The 15,514-nt window shown below is 72.4% G+C and carries 14 protein-coding genes; 7 read left to right on the top strand and 7 right to left on the bottom strand.

Annotation, left to right across the window (positions count from 1 at the left end; genetic code table 11):
• The first annotated feature begins 25 nt into the window (after positions 1 to 25).
• On the top strand, positions 26 to 1,153 hold the full coding sequence (locus tag ACFPCY_RS04115; protein WP_378252190.1) for an NAD(P)-binding domain-containing protein: 1,128 nt from the start codon (positions 26 to 28) through the stop codon (positions 1,151 to 1,153).
• A gap of 88 nt (positions 1,154 to 1,241) precedes the next feature.
• Positions 1,242 to 3,209, top strand: coding sequence for a S9 family peptidase (locus tag ACFPCY_RS04110; RefSeq protein WP_378252189.1), 1,968 nt, complete (start codon positions 1,242 to 1,244; stop codon positions 3,207 to 3,209).
• 111 nt (positions 3,210 to 3,320) lie between these two features.
• Here ACFPCY_RS04110 and ACFPCY_RS04105 read toward each other — a convergent pair whose 3' ends face one another.
• The 5 genes from ACFPCY_RS04105 to ACFPCY_RS04085 form a co-directional block, all read right to left on the bottom strand.
• On the bottom strand, positions 3,321 to 4,166 hold the full coding sequence (locus ACFPCY_RS04105) for a trypsin-like peptidase domain-containing protein (protein WP_378252188.1): 846 nt from the start codon (positions 4,164 to 4,166) through the stop codon (positions 3,321 to 3,323).
• 407 nt (positions 4,167 to 4,573) lie between these two features.
• Positions 4,574 to 6,181 carry a ribonuclease Y gene (rny, locus tag ACFPCY_RS04100; RefSeq protein WP_378252187.1) on the bottom strand — a complete coding sequence of 536 codons (1,608 nt, stop codon included), beginning with the start codon at positions 6,179 to 6,181 and terminating at the stop codon, positions 4,574 to 4,576.
• A 52-nt stretch (positions 6,182 to 6,233) separates the two neighbouring features.
• Positions 6,234 to 6,425 (bottom strand): hypothetical protein, encoded by a 192-nt coding sequence (locus tag ACFPCY_RS04095; protein WP_378252186.1) that lies wholly within the window; start codon positions 6,423 to 6,425, stop codon positions 6,234 to 6,236.
• A gap of 731 nt (positions 6,426 to 7,156) precedes the next feature.
• On the bottom strand, positions 7,157 to 7,576 hold the full coding sequence (locus tag ACFPCY_RS04090; protein ID WP_378252185.1) for a hypothetical protein: 420 nt from the start codon (positions 7,574 to 7,576) through the stop codon (positions 7,157 to 7,159).
• Positions 7,577 to 7,585: 9 nt separating this feature from the next.
• On the bottom strand, positions 7,586 to 8,038 hold the full coding sequence (locus ACFPCY_RS04085; RefSeq protein WP_378252184.1) for a MarR family winged helix-turn-helix transcriptional regulator: 453 nt from the start codon (positions 8,036 to 8,038) through the stop codon (positions 7,586 to 7,588).
• A 92-nt stretch (positions 8,039 to 8,130) separates the two neighbouring features.
• On the opposite strand from ACFPCY_RS04085, the gene ACFPCY_RS04080 reads away from it, so the two are divergent.
• On the top strand, positions 8,131 to 9,036 hold the full coding sequence (locus ACFPCY_RS04080) for an LLM class flavin-dependent oxidoreductase (RefSeq protein ID WP_378252183.1): 906 nt from the start codon (positions 8,131 to 8,133) through the stop codon (positions 9,034 to 9,036).
• Positions 9,037 to 9,220: 184 nt separating this feature from the next.
• On the opposite strand, the gene recX is transcribed toward ACFPCY_RS04080, so the two are convergent.
• Both recX and recA read right to left on the bottom strand, forming a co-directional pair.
• Positions 9,221 to 10,855 (bottom strand): recombination regulator RecX, encoded by a 1,635-nt coding sequence (gene recX / locus ACFPCY_RS04075; RefSeq protein ID WP_378252182.1) that lies wholly within the window; start codon positions 10,853 to 10,855, stop codon positions 9,221 to 9,223.
• A 139-nt stretch (positions 10,856 to 10,994) separates the two neighbouring features.
• Complete coding sequence (recA, locus tag ACFPCY_RS04070) at positions 10,995 to 12,143, bottom strand: recombinase RecA (protein WP_378252181.1); 1,149 nt, start codon at positions 12,141 to 12,143, stop codon at positions 10,995 to 10,997.
• Between the two features lie 250 nt (positions 12,144 to 12,393).
• On the opposite strand from recA, the gene ACFPCY_RS04065 reads away from it, so the two are divergent.
• The 4 genes from ACFPCY_RS04065 (at position 12,394) to ACFPCY_RS04050 (ending at position 15,431) form a co-directional block, all read left to right on the top strand.
• On the top strand, positions 12,394 to 13,254 hold the full coding sequence (locus ACFPCY_RS04065; protein WP_378252180.1) for an ATP-grasp domain-containing protein: 861 nt from the start codon (positions 12,394 to 12,396) through the stop codon (positions 13,252 to 13,254).
• A 75-nt stretch (positions 13,255 to 13,329) separates the two neighbouring features.
• Complete coding sequence (locus ACFPCY_RS04060; protein WP_378252179.1) at positions 13,330 to 13,710, top strand: hypothetical protein; 381 nt, start codon at positions 13,330 to 13,332, stop codon at positions 13,708 to 13,710.
• 1 nt (position 13,711) lies between these two features.
• On the top strand, positions 13,712 to 14,869 hold the full coding sequence (locus tag ACFPCY_RS04055) for a glutathionylspermidine synthase family protein (protein WP_378252178.1): 1,158 nt from the start codon (positions 13,712 to 13,714) through the stop codon (positions 14,867 to 14,869).
• Positions 14,870 to 14,963: 94 nt separating this feature from the next.
• The gene (locus ACFPCY_RS04050; RefSeq protein WP_378252177.1) at positions 14,964 to 15,431 is read left to right on the top strand and encodes a DUF350 domain-containing protein; all 468 of its coding nucleotides are present in this window, start codon (positions 14,964 to 14,966) and stop codon (positions 15,429 to 15,431) included.
• Positions 15,432 to 15,514: the final 83 nt, after the last annotated feature.

Genomic DNA, 15,514 nt, shown 5'->3' with positions numbered 1-15,514 from the left:
GGCGCCCTTCGGGGTTTTCGGGGGCGTGACGTACGAGGTGGACGTGGCGGTGGTCGGGGCCGGGCAGGCGGGACTGTCGGCCGGTTACCAGCTGCGGCGGGACGGGCTCGACTTCGTGATGTTCGACCATGCGCCCCGTCCGGGCGGGGCGTGGCAGTTCCGGTGGCCGACGCTCACGCTCGGGAAGGCGCACCGGATCGCCGATCTGCCGGGGATGCCGCTGGGGACGCCCGATCCGGCGCGTCCGGCGTCCGAGGTCGTCTCGGAGTACTTCGAGCGGTACGAACGCGAGTTCGGGCTCGATGTGCGCCGGCCGGTGGACGTGTCGTCGGTCCGGAACCTGCCGGACGGGCGGTTGCTGCTCTCGACGTCCGAGGGCGAGTACGCGGCCCGCCACCTGATCAACGCGTCCGGGACGTGGGAGAAGCCGTTCTGGCCGCGCTATGCCGGGATGGAGGCCTTCCGGGGCCGTCACCTGCACACGCACGACTACCGGGGGCCCGGCGAGTTCGCCGGGAAGCGGGTCGTGGTCGTGGGCGGCGGGGCGTCCGGGGTCCAGGCGCTGCTGGAGATCGCTGAGGTGGCCGCTGAGACCCGCTGGGTGACCCGGCGTCCCCCGGAGTGGGTCGAGGGGCCGTTCGACGAGGAGCGAGGCCGTGCGGCCGTCGCGCGGGTGGACGAACGAGTCCGGCGCGGGCTGCCGCCCGGCAGCGTCGTCTCGGTCACCGGGCTCGTGCTGACCGACGAGGTGAGGGCGGCGCGGGCGTCCGGGGTGCTGCGCCGGCTGCCGATGTTCGAGCGCGTCACGCCGTCCGGTGTCGAGTGGGCGGACGGGTCGTCCTTCGACGCAGACGTGATCCTCTGGGCGACCGGTTTCCGCGCCTCGCTGGCGCACCTCGCGCCGCTGCGGCTGCGCGGGCCGGGCGGCGGGATCGTGATGGACGGGACGCGCGTCGCCGGCGATCCGCGGATCCATCTGCTCGGATACGGGCCGTCGGCGAGTACCATCGGGGCCAACCGCGCGGGCCGCAGCGCGGCGCGGGCCGTCCGGCGGGCACTGCGGGAGGCGGGACGGACCGCCGCAAACCCGGTCGGCGAACGTCCAGAACCTCCGGCTCGTCCCGACCGTACGGAGATCTCCCCGGCCGCGTGACATCTCCCCGCTGAGCGGCTCGTATCTTTCCGGCGGCAACTGCCCCGTCATGGCCCCAACCGATCCTCTGATGCGGGACGATTCGCATATGACCGCTCGTGCGACCCTCCCCTACGGCTCCTGGCCCTCTCCCATCTCCGCCGCCGACGTCGCCCGCGCGCGGCTGCGGATCGGCTACCCCACCGTGGCGGGCGACGACGTGTGGTGGCAGGAGACCCGGCCCGAGGAGGGCGGCCGGACGACGGTCGTCCACCTCGCCGGGGGCCACCGCGCCGAGCTGCTCCAGGCCCCCTTCGACGCCCGAACGCGCGTGCACGAGTACGGCGGGCGGTCGTACCTGCCGGTGCCGTCCGGCGGCGGTCACGCGATCGTCTTCTCCAACTACGAGGACCAGCGGCTCTACCTGCTCGACCCGGCCGACCCGAACGAGCCCAAGCCGCGCCCGCTGACCCCGGAGCCCGCCGAGCCCGCCGGGCTGCGCTACGCCGACTACGTCCTGTCCCCGGACGGCGCGCAGGTGTGGTGCGTCTGCGAGGGCCACACCCCGGACGGCATCCGGCGCGCGATCGTCGGCGTGCCGCTGGACGGGTCCGCCGCCGAGGACGCGGCCGCGATCCACGAACTGGTCACCGGGGCCGACTTCTACGCCTCGCCCACGCCGTCCCCGAGCGGCGGCCACCTGGCGTGGGTGCAGTGGAGCCACCCCCGGATGCCCTGGGACGGCACGGAGCTGCGCGTCGCCGCCCTGGAGGACGGCGAGACCGTCGCGCCGCGCACGGTCAAGGGCGGCCTCACCGAGTCGGCGCTCGCGCCGCTCTGGCGCGACGACGAGACCCTGTACGTGATCTCCGACTGGCCCGGCTGGTGGAACATCTACCAGGTCGGGCTGCACGGCGAGTCGCCGCAGGCGCTCTACCCCGCCGAGGAGGAGTTCGCCGGCCCGCTGTGGACGCTCGGCGGCAAGCCGTACGCGATCCTCGACGACGGGCGGCTGGCCGTCCTGCACGGCGAGGGCGACCTGCGGCTCGGCGTGTACGACCCGGAGACGCTGGAGCTGACCGACCTGGACCTGCCGTACGCCGACTGGCGCCCGGCGCTGTCGGTGTCGGGGTCCACGGTCCTCGGCGTCGCGGGCGCGCCCGAGGTGCCGGCCTCGGTCGTCAAGGTGGACGTCGCGACCGGCCGGGCCGAGAGCCTGCGGCGCGAGCTGGCCTCGCCGCCGAACGCCGCCTACCTGTCGATGCCGCGCGCCGAGCGCCTGGAGGGGCCGTTCGGCCGTCCGGTGCACGCGCTGGTGTTCCCGCCGTCCAACCCCGACGCCGAGGGACCGGCGGGCGAGAAGCCGCCGTACGTGGTCTTCGTGCACGGCGGCCCGACCGGGCGGGCGTCCAGCACGCTCGACCTGGAGCGCGCGTACTTCACCAGCCGCGGCATCGGCGTGATCGAGGTCAACTACAGCGGCTCGGCGGGGTACGGGCGCGCCTACCGCGAGCGGCTGCGCCGCCAGTGGGGCGTCGTGGACGTCGAGGACGCCGTCGCCGCCGCGCGGGCCCTGACCGAGCTCGGCGTCGCCGACCCCGAGCGCCTGGCGATCCGCGGCGGCAGCGCGGGCGGCTGGACGACCCTCGCCTCGATCACCACGACGGACCTGTTCTCCGCCGCGACGTCCTACTTCGGGATCAGCGACCTCGCGTCGTTCGCGGCGGCCACGCACGACTTCGAGTCGCACTACCTGTTCGGGCTGATCGGGCCGCTGCCCGGCTTCGAGCGCGCCTACGAGGAGCGGTCGCCGCTCGGGCACGCCGACAAGGCGTCCTGCCCGGTGCTGCTCCTCCAGGGCCTGGACGACCCGATCGTCCCGGCCGACCAGTCCGCCCGGTTCGCCGAGGCGCTGGCCGAGCGGAAGGTCCCGCACGCGTACCTGACGTTCGAGGGCGAGTCGCACGGATTCCGGCGCGCCGAAACGGTCATCAAGTGCCTGGAGTCCGAACTCGCCTTCTACGGCCGGACGCTCGGTTTCGAACCGCAGGGCGTCGCGCCGATCGAGCTCGACTGACACGCGTCAGGGCGGAAAAAAAAGAGAACTGCGGCGCGCCAGGGGCGCGCCGCAGTTTTTTGCTTTTTCCAGACCGTCAGGGATTCAGCGGGCTTGGACGGTCCCGTCGGCTCACGCGCGGCTGTCGGCGGCCTTCCGCAGGTTGTAGATGTCCCCGTCGAAGTACGGCGAGTACGACCGCCAGGAGACGCTGCCGCCCTCCTGGTAGCCGCCGACCACGCCGTTGACGTAGCCGGTGTGCGAGCGGGTGTTGTACCAGAGCAGCCACGGGCTGCCGCTGGTGCCGCCGTAGAAGCCGGTGCAGTCCATCCGGATCTGGTACTTCCACTGCCTGGCCGTCTTGGTCTTGCAGTAGATCGGGCGGTTGCTGCGGCTCGGGTAGCCCGTGACGTTCACCCAGTTGCCCGTGCCCTGGTTGATGGCCAGCTTGTTGTACCCGACGACCTGCTCGATCTTGCGTCCGCCGCGCGGGTAGACGCCGATGAAGCCGTAGTCGAGGTCGGGGTCGCTGTTGGACGCCCAGCGCTTGTCCACCACCAGCGTCTTCGCCGACCAGATGCCGTAGGGACGCTTGCCGCTGTCGAACTTCGGCACGAAGGCCACGTTCTTGGCGTAGCCGCCGCCCTTGCCGCCGTGGATGCAGTGCGCCGCCGTGAGCAGCAGGCTCTGCGAGTAGCTGTGGATGACGCTGGCCGTGCAGTAGTGGTTGCCCTTGCCGTTGTTGAAGAACACCGCGCCGACGGTCGGGATCCCGCCGAACGTGGTGGACTTCGGCACGCTCTGCGCCGTCACGCTGCGCTCGCCCATCTGGGGCCCGACCGCCGAGGGCGCCGTCGGGGCGGCGGCCTTCGGACCGCCGACCGGGGTCGCCGAGGCGAGCCGCTGCGGCGTCCAGTACTTCTCGGCGTCCTGGGCGTCGACGGAGCTGATCGTCAGGCTGGCGGACGTGTCCGCCACCGTGTGCGACTTCGCACTCCCCTGACTGACCAGCACCCCACCCGTGGTGACCGCCGCGACCCCCGTGACCGCAACGGCCGCATACGTAACCCGCATCCGACCCTTTCGCATTTGCCCGAAAATACCGACTCTTCCGTCACGCCACAACGCGAATGATCACTCTGGTCCCAGAACCTAGTCAGCCGATCATGATCACCCGGACCGGCGCACCTCGGATAGACCCAGTCCATGCCGTCGCTTGGCGCCCGCCTGCTCCGGACGGGGCCGCGGGGCGATCCGCCTCGGCGGCGGACGTGTCCCGGGCGCCTACAGCCGCTGCGAGCACGGCTCCAAGGGGTCGGGAGAAAGCCGGGCGGTCGGGCGGGAGGGGCCCGGAACGTCGGTTCCGGACCCCTCGCCGGACGCGATCAGCGGGCGAACTCGGTGGCGCGGGACTCCCGGACGACCGTCACCCGGATCTGGCCGGGATAGGTCAGCTCGTCCTCCACCTGCTTGGCGATGTCGCGGGCGATCACCTGGGCCTGGATGTCGTCCACCGTGTCCGGCCGCACCATCACCCGGATCTCGCGGCCCGCCTGCATGGCGAACACCTTCTCCACGCCCTCGTGCTTCTCCCGCGCGATCTGCTCCAGCCGCTCCAGCCGCTTGACGTAGGCCTCCAGCGACTCGCGGCGCGCCCCCGGACGGCTGCCGCTCACCGCGTCCGCCGCCTGCGTGATGACGGCCTCGACCGTCCGCACCTCGACCTCGTTGTGGTGCGCCTCGATCGCGTGCACGACGTCCTCGTGCTCGCCGTAGCGGCGGGCGATCTCCGCGCCGATCAGCGCGTGGCTGCCCTCCACCTCGTGCGTGAGCGCCTTGCCGATGTCGTGCAGCAGCGTCCCGCGCTTCACGATGTCCGCGGGCAGCCGCAGCTCGTGCGCCATGATCCCGGCGATGTGCGCCGACTCGACCAGGTGCTTCAGCACGTTCTGCCCGTAGGACGTGCGGTACCGCAACTGCCCGAGCAGCGCGATCAGCTCCGGATGCATCTCGGTGATGCCCAGCTCGACGAGCGCGTCCTCGCCGGACCGCACGCACAGCTGCTCCACGTCCGCCTTGCTGCGCTCGTAGACCTCCTCGATGCGGGACGGGTGGATCCGGCCGTCCAGCACGAGCTTCTCCAGCGTCAGCCGCGCCACCTCGCGGCGCACCGGGTCGAAGCAGCTCAGCAGCACCGCCTCGGGGGTGTCGTCGATGATCAGGTTCACCCCGGTGGTGGACTCGAAGGCCCGGATGTTGCGGCCCTCGCGGCCGATGATCCGGCCCTTCATCTCGTCCCCGGGCAGGTGCAGGACGCTCACCACCGACTCGGCCGTCTGCTCGCTCGCGACCCGCTGGATGGCCAGCGTGACGATCTTGCGGGCGCGCTTGTCGCCCTCCGCGCGGGCCGCGCTCTCGATCTCCCGCGTGATCGGGACGGCCTCCCGCTTCGCCTGGTTCTCGATCGCCGCGACCAGCTCCGCCTTGGCCTGCTCGGCGGTCAGCCCGGCCGTCCGCTCCAGGACGGCCTTCCGCTCGTCGTCCAGCTTCGCGAGCTCCTGTTTGCGGGCCTCCAGGGCCTTCTTGGTCTCGTTCAGGCGGCCCGACCACTCCTCCAGGCGCCGCACCTCGCCGTCGAGGCGCTGCTCGCGCTCGGCCAGCCGGGCCTCGCGGCGCTCCAGGTCCTCGCGGAGCGTCCTGAGGTCCTCGCGGAGCTCTCTGGCCTCCTCCTCCAGCTCGGCGCGCGCCGTCCCGGCGTGCCGCTCCGCCTGCCGCTCCGCCTTGGCGAGCAGCTCGCGGGCGTCGTCCCTGGCCGCCCTCCTGATCTCGTCGGCCTCCTCGCGGGCGGCGCGGCGGATCTCCTCCGCGCCCTCCCTCGCCCGTTCGGTCTCCTCCGGATCCGGCCCGGCCGGACCGCCCGGCCGCCGCACCACCACGATCACCAGCGCGACCAGGGCCACCAGCAGCGCCGCGCCGGTCAGCGCCGTCCCCATCAGCGCCTCCTCGCGGGCGACACGGGCCGGACCGCGGCGAACCGTCCGTCCCTCATCGGCGCACCCCGCGTCCTCCGGCGCCTCCGGTGCCGGTGGCGTCCACCGGACGGGCCGCGTCCACCGGACGGCCGACGCCCACCGGACCGCTGACGCCCACCCGACGGCTGACGTCCAGCGGGCAGGTGGCGTCCAGCGGACGTCTCCGCGCCCGGACGCCGCAGCCGCATCCGACTGTCGGCGCCACCGGCGAACCCACGACTATCGACGAACCCACGGCACGCATAATGATCACCGCTATCTGGTCGAGAAACAGCGACACCCCGCCGTCGGCCCGCTCTCGCCACGGCCGCGAAGGCCGCCGTGGCACGGGTGACGCCGGGGTGCGCGAGGGGGAACGAGGCGGGACGGACTTGCGTCCGGCCCCGCGGACTCGGCACGGCCTGCCGGAGGGGAAGTGCGGGCGTCCGGTCGGACGGGCGGCGCCGCCTCCAGCCGCGCGGGCGAGCGGACGTGCGGTCCGCGCGGCCACTCGCGGGTGGAGTCACGAGGCCGAATCCTTCCTCGCCCGCGGGCCCCTGACGGGGTTCTGGAGCCCTGCCTCGCGAGGACCTACCCGCACCCGAGCGGACCGTCGGGTGCACGACGACGCCCGGCCGCCGCCCAGGACGGCACCGCCGGGCCGGCCGGTCCGCTCCGGACCGGTTCCGGTCGCTCCCCCTCCTGCCTCTCGCCTGCTAGAACACGCTCGTTCGTATGGCAATCCGCTGGCGCGCGGAGTAACTCCTCACTGCCGTAACGGTAAGCGGCATCCAGGTAATGAGCAAGCAAACCCAGGGCATTCCGGACAGGCGTCGGTAGGGCGCTGGCGACGCCCACCCCCACTCACCTGCCGCGACGCCGGGGCCCGTCCGACCCGCCCGGCCGATCACCGTCCGGCGTGTCGCCCCACGCTCCGCCGTCGCCTCCGCGGGCGCTTCAGTAGCTCAGGCCGCGTTCGCCCATGTCGATGTCCCAGGGGTCCGCGAGGACGATGTCGATCTGGGCGTTCTCGAACGCGCTCGACCCGTACCTGCGGTACGCGTCCTCCAGGGATTCGGCCCTGACGTTGTCGTAGTACGTCCGGCCGTCGGCGGTGCGCGTCCGCTTCGAGTAGATCTTCAGCTCCTTCTCGCCGCCGGAGTCCTCGTCACCGGGCTTCTCGTCGCCGAAGTCCTCGTCACCGGAGTCCTCGCCGCCGGGGTTCTCGTCAGCCGGCCGCTTCTCGCCCTGCGGTGGAACGCGGCCTTGCGAGGTCTCGCCGGCCGGCGTCGTGTCCGCCGCCTGCGCGCCGTCCTCGCTCCGGGGCTGGTCTTCCGTCCGGGCCCGGCCCTCGCTCGGTGCCTTTTCTTCGCCCATCGCCTCAAACTAGCGCGAGTCGTCCGCCAGCAGGAGGCGAAGCGAGCGAACGAAGCGGTCGGCGTCCTCCGCCCCGAGCGGGGCGAGGAACTCGCGCTCCATGCGGCGGCGGGCGTCCTCGGCGCGGCGCAGGAGGTCCTCGCCGTGCTCGGTCAGGGCGACGACGTTCTTGCGGCGGTCGAGCTCGCTGCGGCGGCGTTCGACCAGGCCGAGCCGTTCCAGCCGGTCCACGAGCGCGACCATGGTCGTCCGGTCCACGCCCAGCCGGCCGGCGCCCTCGAGCTGCGAGATCGGCCGGCTCTCGCCCAGCACCGCGAGGACGGCCAGCTCCCGGCCGTCCACGCCGAACGGCTCCAGCGCCCGCGCCGACTCCCCGGCCAGCTTGGCCTGGACGTGTTTCAGCAGGTAGCCCAGACGATGGGCGAGCAGATCCCCGGCAGCTCCCGATCCCGTTTCCGCCATGCCCGAAAATCTACCTCGCGACGAATCGTCAGTATGACTGATGATCAGCTAGTCTGACGCGACCCTGCGGAGATCGAGATTCGGAGCGCCCCATGACCGAGATCAGGTTCGGCCTCAAGACCAGCCCGGCCCATGTCGGATACGACGACATCCTGCGGGTGTGGGAGGAGGCGGACGCCATCCCCGAGATCGCCGACTGCTGGCTCTGGGACCACCTGCTCCCCCTCGCCGGCCCGCGCGACGGAGCCGCCTTCGAGGGCTGGACGCTGCTCGCCGCCCTGGCCGCCCGCACCGAACGCGTCGGCCTCGGCATGCTGGTCACCAACAACCGGATGCGGCGTCCCGCCGTGCTCGGCAAGATCGCCACCACCGTGGACGTCGTCTCGGGCGGACGGCTGATCATGGGGCTCGGCGTCGGCGGCACCCGCCAGCCCGACGGCGCGGGCGGCGTGCCCGGCCCGAACCCGGCCCTCGCCGAGTACGCCGCCTACGGCCTCCCGCTCGTCGGCCCCGGCGAGGGCGTCTCCCGGCTCGCCGAGACCATCGAGATCCTCAAGCGCATGTGGACCGAGGACGTCTTCGACTTCGACGGCCCGCACACCACGCTGCGCGGCACCCGGAACGACCCGAGGCCCGTCCGCCCGTCGGGCCCGCCCCTGCTGGTCGGCGGCTGGGGCGACCGCGTCCTGCGCCTGGTGGCCGCCCACGCCGACATCTGGAACATCCCCGGGCCGCCGCACAATTCGGTCGCCCGCCTCGCCGAGCGCGCCCGCGTCCTCGACGCCCACTGCGCCGACCTCGGCCGCGACCCCGCCGAGATCACCCGCTCGACCCAGATCCTCGTCTCCTACGACGACCTCGACGCCACCCGCGCCACCGTCCGCGAGCTGCTGGCCATCGGCGTCACCCACATCGTCCTCGGCCTGCGGACCCCCTACCCGCCGAACGCCGCCCGCCTCCTCACCGACGAGATCATCGCCCCCGCACTGACCACCTGACCGGCGAACCCGCCCGGAGCTTCCGGCCGCCCCGAGGTTCCGGCCAGCGGACTCCCAGCCCGGAGTCCCTACCCCGGAGACCGGCGGACCCGGCGACTCCTGTGCGGGCCGGGCCATCGTGGCCGGAGGCTCCCCTAGCGGGACGGCGCGGCGGAAGCCAGGCGGTCAAGGATCGGGAAGAGGGTCAGTCGAGGCTCCAGTCCGCCGGGAAGTCCTCGGTGTCCTCGCCCTCGCTTTCGAGGGCCTCCTTCACCACGCGGTACGCCATCCCGGCCGGGTAGCCCTTGCGGGCGAGCATGCCGACGAGGCGGCGGACGCGTTTGGTGCGCTCGACGCCGCGCGTGGAGCGCAGCTTGCGCTCGACGAGCTCGCGGGCGCGGCGTTCCTCCTGGTCGGAGTCGAGCGCCTCGACGGCCTCGCTGACGATCTCGTTGTCCACGCCGCGCTGCCGCAGCTCGGCCGCGAGCGCCCGGCGTCCCAGCCCGCGCCCGGCGTGCCGCGACCGGACCCACGCCTCCGCGAACGCCTCGTCGTCGATCAGGCCGACGTCGGTGAACCGTCCGAGCACGCGTTCCGCGACGTCGTCCGGGATGTCCTTGCGCCGGAGCGCGTCCGCCAGTTGCGCCCGCGTGCGCGGCGACCCCGTCAGCAGCCGCAGGCAGATCTCGCGAGCCCGCGCCTCCGGATCACCACCGCCCGGCTCGCCACCGCCCGGCTCGCCGCCGCCCGGCTCGTCGGCGGGATCGTCCTTGCTCCGGGCACGCTTTCGCGTCCCCTTGCGACCTTGGCTCCGCTCCCCCTGGGCGGCCCGCTCACCCCACGCCGAGCCAGATCCGCCGAACGCCTTCTCAGCGCTCTTCTTCCCCGAAGTCCGCCGACCACGACCGGCCCGTTTCGCGGCGGTACCAGCCGCGTCCTCCGTGCCAGCCGCACCCTCCGCGACCGCCCCCGTCACCGAAGATGGCCCCGTCTCAGCTATGGCCGACTCCGCCTGTGGCGACGGTTCCGTCGTGCGCGCGGCCACCTCCGTCACGTGAGGGCCTGCCTCACCCCGTGGGGAAGGCTCCGCCGCGCGGACGGCCGCCTCAGCCCGGGCAGGTTCCTTCGCCGCGCGCCTGGTCGCCTCAGCCTGGGCAGCTTTCTTCGCCGCGCGCGTGGCCGCCTCAGCCCTGGCAGGTTTCTTCGCCGCGCGTGTGGCCGCCTCCCTCGGGGGAGAGGGTTCCGTCGCGCGGACGGCCGGTTCTGGCTGGGGAGGTGGCTCTGTGAGAGGTGCCGGCTGGGTGTCGGGGGCCGAGGAGGTGGGGGTCTGTTCGGTCCGGGATGGGGAAGTGGCGGCGTCCGTTGTGGAAGGTGAGGACTTCCGGGGACGGCGGGGTGAGGCCGATTTCTTCGTGGAGGGCTCGGCTGCGCCGCGGTTTCCGCTTTCGCCCGTGGGTGCCGGGGCGGTGGAGGCGGGGCCGGACGAGCCTGGAGTTGCGGCCTCCGCCCAGGGGTCGGCGGATGAGGAGCCCCAGGGAACGGGGGGCGGCGTGCTCGCCTGGTTCCAGGGCAGTTCGCTGGGGGCCAGGCGGGGCGTGGCGACGTTCCAGGGCAGGACGCGTTCGCCCTCGGCGGCCTGCGCGGGCGTCGCCTCACTCCCCTGCTCAGCGGGGGTGCCGCCCGGCGCCTCCGGGGGCGCCGCCTCGTCCGCGGCCTGCTCGGTCGGGGTGGACGGGGTGGACGGGGTGGCGTCGTGCCGCTCCGGCGCGGACGCGTCCTGCCCGCTGGGAGCCCAGGGGTCGCCGGACGGGTCGAGCCACGGCGGGGGTGGGGTGCTCATCTGAGGCCCTCGGGGACGGCGGCGCCGATGGGGAAGGTCCGCGCACCGGTGAGCCGGTGACGGGGGAGGCGCCGCCGCCCTGCATACGAGATCATTGCTCAGTCTTCGTCAGGAGTCACCCGAATCGACGGATTCGTCGTCAGGAATCTCCGGCCTTGGCCTTGGCGGACTTGCGCGCGGCCGGGGCCGCCGCCGCGACGACCGGCTTGGGGTCGGCGGCCTTGGCCGCGGCGGGCTTGGCGTCCTTGGCGTCGGCGGGCTTGGCCGCGGTCTCGGCGGCCTCCTTGTCGACGCGCGGGCCGACGCCGAGCTTCTCCTTGATCTTCTTCTCGATCTCGTCGGCGGTGTCGGGGTTGCTCTTGAGGTAGTTGCGGGCGTTCTCCTTGCCCTGGCCGAGCTGGTCGCCCTCGTAGGTGTACCAGGCGCCGGACTTGCGCACGAAGCCGTGCTCGACGCCGAGGTCGATCAGGCCGCCCTCGCGGGAGATGCCCTGGCCGTAGAGCAGGTCGAAGTCGGCGACCCGGAAGGGCGGGGCCATCTTGTTCTTGACGACCTTGACCCGGACCCGGTTGCCGACCGCCTCGGTGCCGTCCTTCAGCGTCTCGATGCGGCGGACGTCGAGCCGGACGGAGGCGTAGAACTTCAGCGCGCGGCCACCGGTGGTGGTCTCCGGCGAGCCGAACATGACGCCGACCTTCTCGCGCAGCTGGTTGATGAAGATGGCGGTGGTCTTGGTCTGGTTGATCGCGCCGGTGAGCTTGCGCAGCGCCTGGGACATCAGCCGGGCCTGGAGGCCCACGTGGCTGTCGCCCATCTCACCCTCGATCTCGGCGCGCGGCACGAGCGCGGCGACCGAGTCGATGACCACGACGTCGACCGCGCCGGAGCGGATCAGCATGTCGGTGATCTCCAGCGCCTGCTCGCCGGTGTCGGGCTGGGACACCAGCAGGGCGTCGATGTCGACGCCGAGCTTGGCCGCGTACTCGGGGTCGAGCGCGTGCTCGGCGTCCACGAACGCGGCGATGCCGCCCTTCTTCTGCACGCTCGCCACCGCGTGCAGCGCGATGGAGGTCTTGCCGGACCCTTCGGGGCCGTAGACCTCGACCACCCGGCCGCGCGGCAGGCCGCCGATGCCGAGCGCGATGTCGAGCGAGATGGCGCCGGTCGGGATCACCTCGACCGGGGCGCGCGCCTCCTCACCCATCCGCATGACCGAGCCCTTGCCGAACTGCCGCTCGATCTGGGCGAGCGCGGTCTCCAGAGCCTTCTCCCGGTCGTTCGCTGCCATGTCTGCCCCTTGTCTTGGTCGGTCGCCGGGATTGCCGGCTCTCGGCTTCGCGATGTCGAGGGCGACGTTACGAGGTGCCTCCGACAGTTTTCGAGCCCGCACCGGATCTGTGGATAACGTCGCTCGCCGCGCACAGCCTACCGAACATCAGTTCGATCATGGACGGAGGTTCCGATTCGCCCCGGATTATCCGTGCGCCGGACACCCTCGACACCGTACGCTGGCGGCGCCGCACACGGAGGCTTCCATCATGACGCTGACCGTCCTCTTCTGCGTCGATCCGCTCCATCCCCGGCGCGTTGACCCCCACTTCTCCCGCGAGGCCGCGGCCGTGCGCGACCACTACGGCGAGATCGGCCTCATCGACCACGACGAGCTGCGCCGCGGCGACCCCGACGCCGCCGTCCGGGCCGTCCCGCGCGACCTCGGGCCCACCTGGTACCGCGGCTGGATGGTCTCCAGCGCCGAATACGCCGCGATGGCGGCGGCGCTGCGACGGCGCGGCACGGTCCTGCTCACCCATCCGGACGACTACCGGCGCGCGCACGAGCTACCGGGCTGGCACGACACGTTCGCCGGGCTCACTCCGTACAGCGTGTGGCGTGACCTCTCCCCCGGCGAGGACCCGGGCGACCTGGCCGAGCTCGTGCGCCCGCTGCGCGGCGGGCCGGGGATAGTGAAGGACTACGTCAAGTCCCGCAAGCACGAGTGGGACGAGGCGTGCTTCGTCCCCGACGTTCACGACCTCGCGCGCCTGCGCGCCGTCGTCACCAAGATGATCGCCCTCCAGGAGGACTACCTGGCGGGCGGCCTGGTCGTGCGCGAGTACGAGCAATTCGACGGTGACGGGGAGGCCAGGGTGTGGTGGGTGGACGGCGAGCCCGCGCTCGTCGGCCCGCATCCCGACACTCCCGGTTCGGAGCCCGAGCCGGAGCTGGCGGAGGTCGCCCCGGTCGTCCGGTCGCTGGGCTGCCGGTTCATCACCACCGACCTCGCGCGCCGCGCGGACGGCGCGTGGCGCGTGGTGGAGGTCGGCGACGGCCAGGTGAGCGACCTCCCCGCGACGGTCGATCCCATGGATCTGTACGCTCACCTGCCGGTTCCGGATTGACGGGGGCGAAACCAGATTCGGTACGGTTTCGTCTCAGGTACGCCCGTAACGTCGTCTGGTAAGGACGTGTCCTCGTTGCCCCCTCAGGAACCCGCCCGCCGCCTCAGCTCGCGTGCCGTGAAGATCGGCGTGGTCAGCGTGCTGTCCATCGCCGTGACCTCGGCCTGCGGCACCAAGTCCACCACGGCCTGGTGCGTCGACCGGATGGCCCCGCCCACCGGCATGACCAAGGGCGGCTACAAGGTCGTCCCGGACTCCTACTGCGACCGGCGCGAGATCGAGAACGGCACCGTGGGCTACGGACGGTACTTCTGGTACTACGGCGGGAAGCGGGACCGCAGCGGGTACGTGCGGGGCGGCAGCTACTCGGCGCCGCGCAGCCACCGGATCAAGTCGAGCAGCGGCCACACGCTGATCCGGGGCGGCTTCGGCGGCCACGGCCGGAGCGGCGGCTGAGATGCGGCGCGAACACGGCGACCCGCGTCCGGACTGGCCCGCGCGCGTGGAGGCGCAGGGCCTGGCGTACCACCGGACGTCGCATCCCGAGCATCTGACGCGTCCCTACTGGGACGAGTCCGTGCACTACGTCTTCGACATGGACGAGGTGCTGGCCCTGGAGGAGACCGTCGAGGAGCTGCACCGCATGTGCCTCCAGGCGGTGGAGCACGTCGTCACCACCGGCCGGTACAACATGCTGGGCATCCCCGACTGGGTGGCCCCGCTCATCGAGGAGTCCTGGCGGCGGCGCGATCCGCACCTCTACGGCCGGTTCGACCTGCGCTACGACGGGACGGGTCCGGCGAAACTGCTGGAGTACAACGCCGACACCCCGACGTCCCTCGTGGAGAGCTCGATCGTCCAGTGGTACTGGCTGCGGGACGTCCATCCGGGCGACGACCAGTGGAACTCCATCCACGAGCGGCTGGTGGCGCGCTGGAAGGAGATCGCGGCGACGCTGCCCGACGGCCCCGCCCACTTCGCCTGGACGAACGAGGACGAGACCGGCGAGGAGGTCATGACGGTCGCGTACCTGCAGGAGACCGCCGACGAGGCGGGCCTGCGCGGGAAGGCGATCGCCATGGAGGACATCGGCTGGGACACCGTCCGCCGCCGGTTCGTGGACATCGAGGCGCGCGAGATCGAGACGCTCTGCAAGCTCTATCCGTGGGAGTGGATCGTCGCCGAGCCGTTCGGCCGGAACATCCCGGGCGCGCCCACGAGGTGGATCGAGCCGATCTGGAAGATGATCCTCTCGAACAAGGCGCTGCTGGTGCTGCTCTGGGAGCTGTTCCCGGGCCACCCGAACCTGCTGCCGACGTACCTGAACACGCCCGGGAACCTCACCTCGTACGTGCAGAAGCCGCTGCTGGGACGCGAGGGCGCGAGCATGCGCATCGTGGCCCCGGACGTCCCGGAGGTCGTCACCGAGGGTGAGTACGGCCGCGAGGGCTTCGTGTTCCAGGAGTTCTGCCCGCTGCCCGACTTCGAGGGCGAGCACCCCGTCCTCGGCGCGTGGATGGTGCACGACGAGTCCGCGGGCCTCGGCATCCGCGAGACCTCGGGGCTCATCACCGACGACACCTCGTCGTTCGTCCCGCACCGCATCCCGCTGTAACGCCCGATCGAGCGCTGCAGCACCCGGTTCCGCTGCAGCGCTCGGTCGCGCTGCCACCTCACCCGCACGCCCGCTGTCACCCTTGAGGAGATCCATGACCCCGCTCGCCGCCGGTTCCGGCGACGACAGTCTCGGCCACGTGCTGCTGCACGGCTCCGGCGCGCTGCTCGCGTACGCGGCGGTCGGCCTCGTGCTGTTCGTCGTCGGCTTCTACATGACCGACCTGGCGACGCCGGGCCGCCTGATCCACGTGATCCGCCGGCACCGCAACCCCAACGCCACGCTGCTGGCCTGCGCGTCCACGGTCGGCGTCGGCCTGATCACGGCCGTCTCGATCTTCGCCGCCGGCGGGGACCTGGCCGAGGGCCTGACCCGGACGCTCGTGTTCGGGCTGGTCGGCATCGTCGCGCAGACGGCGGCGACGATGGCCTTCAACCGGATCGTCGGGATCAACGTCCGGGAGCTGGCGGACGGCCCGGAGGACAAGCTGGAGCCCGCCGCGATCCTGCTCGCGGTGGCGAACCTGATGATCGGGTTCGTGACCGCCGTCGCCGTGTACTGACACCGCGCGTACGTGACGCCGCGGATACTGGTATCAGACGCCGGAAGCGGCGCGGCCCTGCGGAGGCGAGTGCCTTCGCAGGG

Source organism: Actinomadura gamaensis, from assembly GCF_042652125.1.
Taxonomy (GTDB): Bacteria; Actinomycetota; Actinomycetes; order Streptosporangiales; family Streptosporangiaceae; genus Spirillospora; species Spirillospora gamaensis.
Note: the sequence above shows the minus strand (reverse complement) of the source record. Positions and strands in the feature narration are given on the sequence as shown.